The sequence below is a fragment of the Bacillus sp. LR_5 genome (assembly GCF_042709275.1).
The window spans coordinates 1-5,842 of record NZ_JAVAXX010000353.1 but is presented as its reverse complement, the minus strand read 5'-3'; the positions used below and the strand labels follow the sequence as shown (position 1 = coordinate 5,842).

Sequence of the window (5,842 nt, the reverse complement as noted above, 5' to 3'; positions counted from 1 at the left end):
ACGTTTATCATAAAGAAGTCTCAGATTGATGTCAATCTCTTTTTTCAGAATTGACGTTATGATCCGAAATGTTATAATTCTTACAAAATATCTAACTAGAGAGAGGAACTGGGCCATGAAATCTTTTGCCACACAACAAAACGGCATTTTCAAATCCGTTTGCTCGCTGGACTGCCCGGATCAGTGCGGATTGTTAATACATAAAAAAGACGGGAAGATCGTAAAAGTGCAAGGAGACCCTGATCATCCTGTCACAGCCGGAAACATATGCAACAAAGTCCGGAATATGACGGAGCGCATATATGATGAAAAGCGGCTGACTACACCGCTCAAACGAACAGGTGCGAAAGGCCAAGCGATATTTGAACCGATTTCTTGGGAAGAGGCAATCGATACGATCACCTCCCGCTGGAAACAGCTGATTGATGAAGAGGGAGCTGAAAGCATACTTCCTTACAGCTTTTACGGAAACATGGGGAAATTGACAGCTGAAGGAATGGACCGCCGCTTTTTTTACCGCATGGGGTCAAGCCAGCTTGAACGGACGATTTGCAGCAAAGCGGGATCTGAAGGCTATAAATATACAATGGGCATAAGCGCGGGAATCGATCCTGAGGAAACCATTCATACAAAACTATTTATTTTTTGGGGAATCAATGCGGTCAGTACAAACATGCACCAAATTACGATCGCCCAAAAAGCGCGAAAACAAGGTGCCAAAATTGTCGTGATCGATGTGCATAAAAATCAAACAGGACGTCTCGCAGATTGGTTTATTCCAATAAAGCCGGGAACCGACAGTGCACTTGCTCTTGGCATCATGCACATTTTATTTAAAGAAAACCTTCATGATGAAGCATTTCTGTCCGAGTACACGGTTGGCTATGAAGAGCTCCGTGAACACGTTAAACAATATGATCCTGAAAAGGTATCGACGATCACCGATGTCAGTACCGAAGATATTTACCGACTGGCAAAAATGTACGGGGAAACCTCCCCTTCTTTTATCAGAATCGGAAACGGACCCCAGCATCACGATAACGGCGGAATGATTGTCAGGACGATTGCCTGTCTTCCGGCGATCACCGGCCAATGGCTGCACACAGGGGGCGGCGCAATTAAGCATAACAGCGGAATTTTAGAATATAACACAAATGCCTTGCAGCGGCCCGACTTATTGAAAGGGCGCACCCCGAGGTCATTTAATATGAATCAGCTTGGCAAGGTGCTTTTGGAAACAGACCCGCCGATTCGCTCTCTATTTATTTATGGAACGAACCCTGCCGTCGTCGCGCCCGAAGCAAACAAAGTCAGACAGGGTTTGCTGCGGGAAGACTTGTTTACTGTGGTTCATGATTTGTTTTTAACGGAAACGGCTGCATATGCGGACATTGTACTGCCTGCAACATCCGCTTTTGAAAATACTGATTTTTACACCTCCTACTGGCACCATTACATTCAGCTTCAGCAGCCGGTGATTGAGAGATATGGGGAAAGCAAGTCTAACACTGAGGTTTTCCGATTACTGGCTGAAGCAATGGGATTCACAGACCAGGAGCTTAAAGATTCAGATGAAGAATTAATCCGCCAGGCGCTTGACCATCCAGATAATCCGCATTTGGCAGAGATTGATTACGATGCACTTGCTAAGCATTCATTTATGAAAGCGAAACGCGAAAAGCCGCTGTTTCCGGGCGAACTTCCAACGCCAAGCGGAAAAATAGAATTATATTCAGAAAAAATGAAACAAGACGGCTTCCCTGCTTTACCGACATATACACCTCTTGTAACCGATAATGAACATCCGTTTATGTATGTTCCGGGGCCAAACCATAATTTCTTAAACTCAACATTTTCCAATAATGAAAAACACATCAAGCTTGAAAAGACGCCAAAGCTCTTTATCAACACAAAAGATGCTGAAGAACACGGAATCGTTGATGGGGCACCTGTACGAATTTGGAACAGCCGGGGAGAATGCCAGCTGACCGCTGCAGTTGGAGAACAAGTGCTGCCAGGTGTCGTTGTCAGCCAAGGATTATGGGCGGATGAACAAGGAAAAAAACAGCTTGTAAACGCGCTAACCCCAGACCGATTGTCCGATATGGGCGGCGGTGCCACCTTTTTTTCAGGCCGTGTACAGATTGAAAAGGTTTGAAAAATAATGAAACCCGGAGTATGCCAAGCCCGTATAACATAACATTGACATAATGGAGGCATACACATGGACGTTTTTTTAGGAATTGGTATTGCTTTGGCAGGATATTTTATCGGTGAAGGCTTAAAGCAGATGAACCATACAAAAGGTAGTGAACAAAATGATATCTTGCTTATAAAAGAACGGGATATTTACTTTTACATCGGACTTTTTTTAGGAATAACAACGACTGAAGCAAAACAGTTAGCTGGAGACATGGCAGACCTGCCTTACATTGAAATAAACGGAAAAAAATATGTCCAGAAACATATGTTAAAAGATTGGACATTCACATTAGTTGAAAAACATCAGGGTGAATAAATAAATCTGAGGAGAGCGAGATTCATTGTCACGCTCTCCTCTGTTTAGCTGTATGGATTGACCGCCACCAAAACTTTGTTCTATAAGCGCTGATAAAACGATAAACCACCATCTATGTTCTTTCCTCAAACAGCTCGAGATGCCCGTTCCACAACAATAGTTTGTATATTCCATTGATGACGTGATGATCTTGATGAACGTATGTATCGTAAAACACTTAGAAAACCTATTCGGTTCGAATGTGTGCTCTCATTATGTCCCCATACTGCGCCTTTATCCGCGGAGGATTTTTTTAAAAAAATATGAAACCTAAAGCTTTTAGATTCACGCAGCAATGTTAGTGCAATACCCTTTATTTTTATTGACCTCCATATATCTCCGATTGGTAAAACTACGTTAGCCTGATTTGCTTGCTTTATACGCCGGAAGCTGTTCGTTTATAAAGGATCAGAGAATCCCATAACCAGTAAATCACTGCAGCCGCAATACTTAACATATAATAAAAGTACGATTGCAATGTCCATGCTATTGACGCAGGTTCATTGATAACAAAAAACAGGAAAGCTGCGATAAAAGCAACCACACTGTAAATCAATAGGTACATGACATTGAATGTTCTCGCTTTTTTCTGCAACTTCATTTGGAGCGGAACAGCAAAAAGGCCATACACCACAAAACCGTATAATAAAGCAATTGCTGCCGTAAACAATGCAATTATCATATCGCCATACATAACGAAAGAATAAAACCCTAAAAACAAACCAAATGTAAGGCTGGATAGCCCTAATGTCATTAAATAATATGATGCGATTTTCTTCATTTTTTCCCCCCCCCTTGTTTGATTTATTCACAGTGCTGTTAGTATAAATTCACAACCTTTGTATTTCTTTTATCGAGATGTCTTCCCCAACGTGCTATACGCAATGCGCTAATAAAAGGTTTCAAAAATGACGTTCTTTTATTAGATAATACGCTGGCATGAAAACGCCTCTCCTGATTGGCGAAAGCGCGAATGAAAAAAGTGAATGAATACCTGATCAACAGACAAAATAAGAAGAGTTGATATTCAACACTTTTCGTAAAGGGGTGAAACCAATGAGTAAGAAAGGTATTCAAAATTCAAGTATTGAACAAATAAGAAATGACCATGAGACTGAAACAGCTTTTAAAGCAGATGATCCTAAAAAACACGGTTCCGATCCTAAAAGAACGAAATAAGTTCTTACCCCCACTAAAATATCAATAATCTGGAGGAAGTAAAGTGACTCAAAAAAACGGTGCAGACAGACCTGATGATTATAAAAGATTTTCTTCATTAGACAAGGAATATGATTTTCAGCAATCTATACGCAGCAATACTGAGACAGAAAGTGTAAACACTGAAACACAAACTCATAACAAAGAAAACAAAAATGACACAACAGATGTTGCCGGGAAATACTTTGAGCCCTCAGATTATAAAGGAAGCACGCAATTAGAAAAAGGATTGGCTGAAACTCATGAACAGGTGAGCGATGACTATTTTGAAGGGACAATCGATCAAAATTTGGACTAGCCATACAAACGGAGCTACTTAAAAGAAGTCAGTTAGCTCCGTTTGTAGAAACAACCACAGTAAAAGTAGCCAACCCCCACCGAATAAGATGGGGGTTGCACGTAAGTAGCCTGTTTAATAGTTAAAACGATTAATGACGGTTTGAAGTTCTTCCGCCAATTGGGATAGAGATTCTGCAGCATAGGAGATTTCCTCCATTGAATGAAGCTGCTCCTGTGAAGATTTTGCAACCGCTTCTGTATTTGCTGACGTTTCTTTTGTACCAGCAGCCAATGTATGAACTGTGTGCTGAATCACTTCAACGCCTGATGTAAGCTGTTGAGTTGCCGCTGCGACTTCTTGTATTTGAGAAGTGACCTGTTCCACGAGGTTCAGTATTTCATTGAAATTTCCTGTTGCCTCTTGAGAAAGAACAATACCTGAGCTCACATTTTCTTGAACAACCTTAATATTATTTACCGTTTCTATCGATTCATTTTGGATGGTCGCTACCACCGATTGGATGTGGTTTGCAGATTTATTTGTTTCATCCGCCAACTTCCGAACTTCTTCTGCCACCACAGCAAATCCTTTTCCTTGCTCTCCGGCTCTGGCCGCCTCGATCGCTGCATTTAGTGCCAACAAATTTGTCTGCTCTGAAATCGTCGTGATAAGCGAAGAGATATCGCTGATTTCTGCTGTGCTCGCTACCAATGTCTGCAATCCATTGCCGGCTGAATCTACAGATTTATCTATGAATTTCATCTGATCTAACATCTTGTTGACGGACTTAGAGCCTATTTCAGCCTTGTCTCTCATCGAAGAAGAAAGATCCGCTATGTTCCCTGTATTTGAAGCAACTGATGATATACTGTCTAATAATTCAGTGATGGATTCTGCGCTCTTTTCTGTCATTGAGCTTTGCTTCACATTGCTGTCGGCAGCCATCTGCATGGCTCGGGAAATATGTTCAGATGTTGATTTCGATTCTTCCGCGCTTGCCGATAATTCTTCGGAGGAAGCGGCGACTTGTTCAGATGAGCTGCTGATCTGCTTCACAATTTGAGTTAATGAATGAGTAAAAGAATTAAACGATTGGGCAAGCTGACCAAATTCATCTTTATTTTTCACAATGACTTTTTTGGTTAAATCAGCGTCGCCATGAGCAATTTCCTCCAGCTGCTTATTTATGCTTCTTAGGGGCACCATTATAGACTTTAACAGCATTATGCTTAAAACAACGCCTAATATAACTGATATCCCGGTGACAATGATGATGAGCCATTGACTCATTTTCCCATTGCCTCGTATTTCATCTTTTAGATCCTCCACCTCTTGATCCAGGCGATCAGACAGCTTATTGACAGCCGGATCTACGCCTTCTTTTCTTAGTGTTCTTTCTTCTCCAAAATGGATGGTTTCTGCTTTTTTCGGATTTGAAGAGTAGGCTGTTACTACTTGCTGATTCAAAGCTCTATACTGAGTAAAACTTGTCTTAATGTCTTCGATATTTGATTGATATCTCTCTTCATCAATCAAGTCATTAACCCGGTCAAGGCTCTTTAAGACATCGTCTGCTTTTTCCTTCATACCCTCGTCGTATTCTTTGTCTCCGGTAATCAAGAAGCCTCTTTCATCATTTGATAACCCGGTCAATTCATATTGGATGTGTTTTATCTCTTTTTGGAATTCCATTTTGTCTTTAAGTTCTTCATTCTTTTTCACAGTAGAAGAAATCATAAATACTGAGGAGCCTCCAATTCCAATAATTGAAACAACTAATATTGATA

6 protein-coding genes and 1 pseudogene are annotated in these 5,842 nt (G+C 41.0%); 4 read left to right on the top strand and 3 right to left on the bottom strand.

Features of this window, described 5'->3' with window-relative positions; all coding sequences use genetic code 11:
- Positions 1-115: 115 nt before the first annotated feature.
- Both RAC86_RS34375 and RAC86_RS34370 read left to right on the top strand, forming a co-directional pair.
- Positions 116-2,158 carry a molybdopterin oxidoreductase family protein gene (locus RAC86_RS34375; protein ID WP_377886603.1) on the top strand — a complete coding sequence of 681 codons (2,043 nt, stop codon included), beginning with the start codon at positions 116-118 and terminating at the stop codon, positions 2,156-2,158.
- 66 nt (positions 2,159-2,224) lie between these two features.
- Complete coding sequence (locus tag RAC86_RS34370; protein WP_015251960.1) at positions 2,225-2,518, top strand: hypothetical protein; 294 nt, start codon at positions 2,225-2,227, stop codon at positions 2,516-2,518.
- A 415-nt stretch (positions 2,519-2,933) separates the two neighbouring features.
- Here the strand turns inward: RAC86_RS34370 and RAC86_RS34365 are convergent, their stop codons facing one another.
- Entirely contained in the window at positions 2,934-3,338 is a 405-nt protein-coding gene (locus RAC86_RS34365) for a UPF0715 family protein (RefSeq protein WP_015714052.1), read from the bottom strand.
- 89 nt (positions 3,339-3,427) lie between these two features.
- Positions 3,428-3,545: pseudogene (locus RAC86_RS34360) on the bottom strand (hypothetical protein); the annotation flags it as partial.
- Between the two features lie 68 nt (positions 3,546-3,613).
- Here RAC86_RS34360 and RAC86_RS34355 point away from each other — a divergent pair.
- Together RAC86_RS34355 and RAC86_RS34350 are read left to right on the top strand one after the other, a co-directional pair.
- The gene (locus tag RAC86_RS34355; protein ID WP_003241887.1) at positions 3,614-3,736 is read left to right on the top strand and encodes a hypothetical protein; all 123 of its coding nucleotides are present in this window, start codon (positions 3,614-3,616) and stop codon (positions 3,734-3,736) included.
- A gap of 43 nt (positions 3,737-3,779) precedes the next feature.
- Positions 3,780-4,073 (top strand): YozQ family protein, encoded by a 294-nt coding sequence (locus RAC86_RS34350; RefSeq protein WP_003231427.1) that lies wholly within the window; start codon positions 3,780-3,782, stop codon positions 4,071-4,073.
- Positions 4,074-4,187: 114 nt separating this feature from the next.
- Here RAC86_RS34350 and RAC86_RS34345 read toward each other — a convergent pair.
- The coding region (locus RAC86_RS34345; protein WP_377886602.1) for a methyl-accepting chemotaxis protein at positions 4,188-5,842 on the bottom strand (1,655 nt) is incomplete at its 5' end.

What these genes read in the sequence shown, in the direction of transcription:
- RAC86_RS34365 (WP_015714052.1), bottom strand. Translation starts at nt 3,338, where the DNA reads ATGAAGAAAATCGCATCATATTATTTAATGACATTAGGGCTATCCAGC.
- RAC86_RS34370 (WP_015251960.1), top strand. Translation starts at nt 2,225, where the DNA reads ATGGACGTTTTTTTAGGAATTGGTATTGCTTTGGCAGGATATTTTATC.
- RAC86_RS34375 (WP_377886603.1), top strand. Translation starts at nt 116, where the DNA reads ATGAAATCTTTTGCCACACAACAAAACGGCATTTTCAAATCCGTTTGC.
- RAC86_RS34355 (WP_003241887.1), top strand. Translation starts at nt 3,614, where the DNA reads ATGAGTAAGAAAGGTATTCAAAATTCAAGTATTGAACAAATAAGAAAT.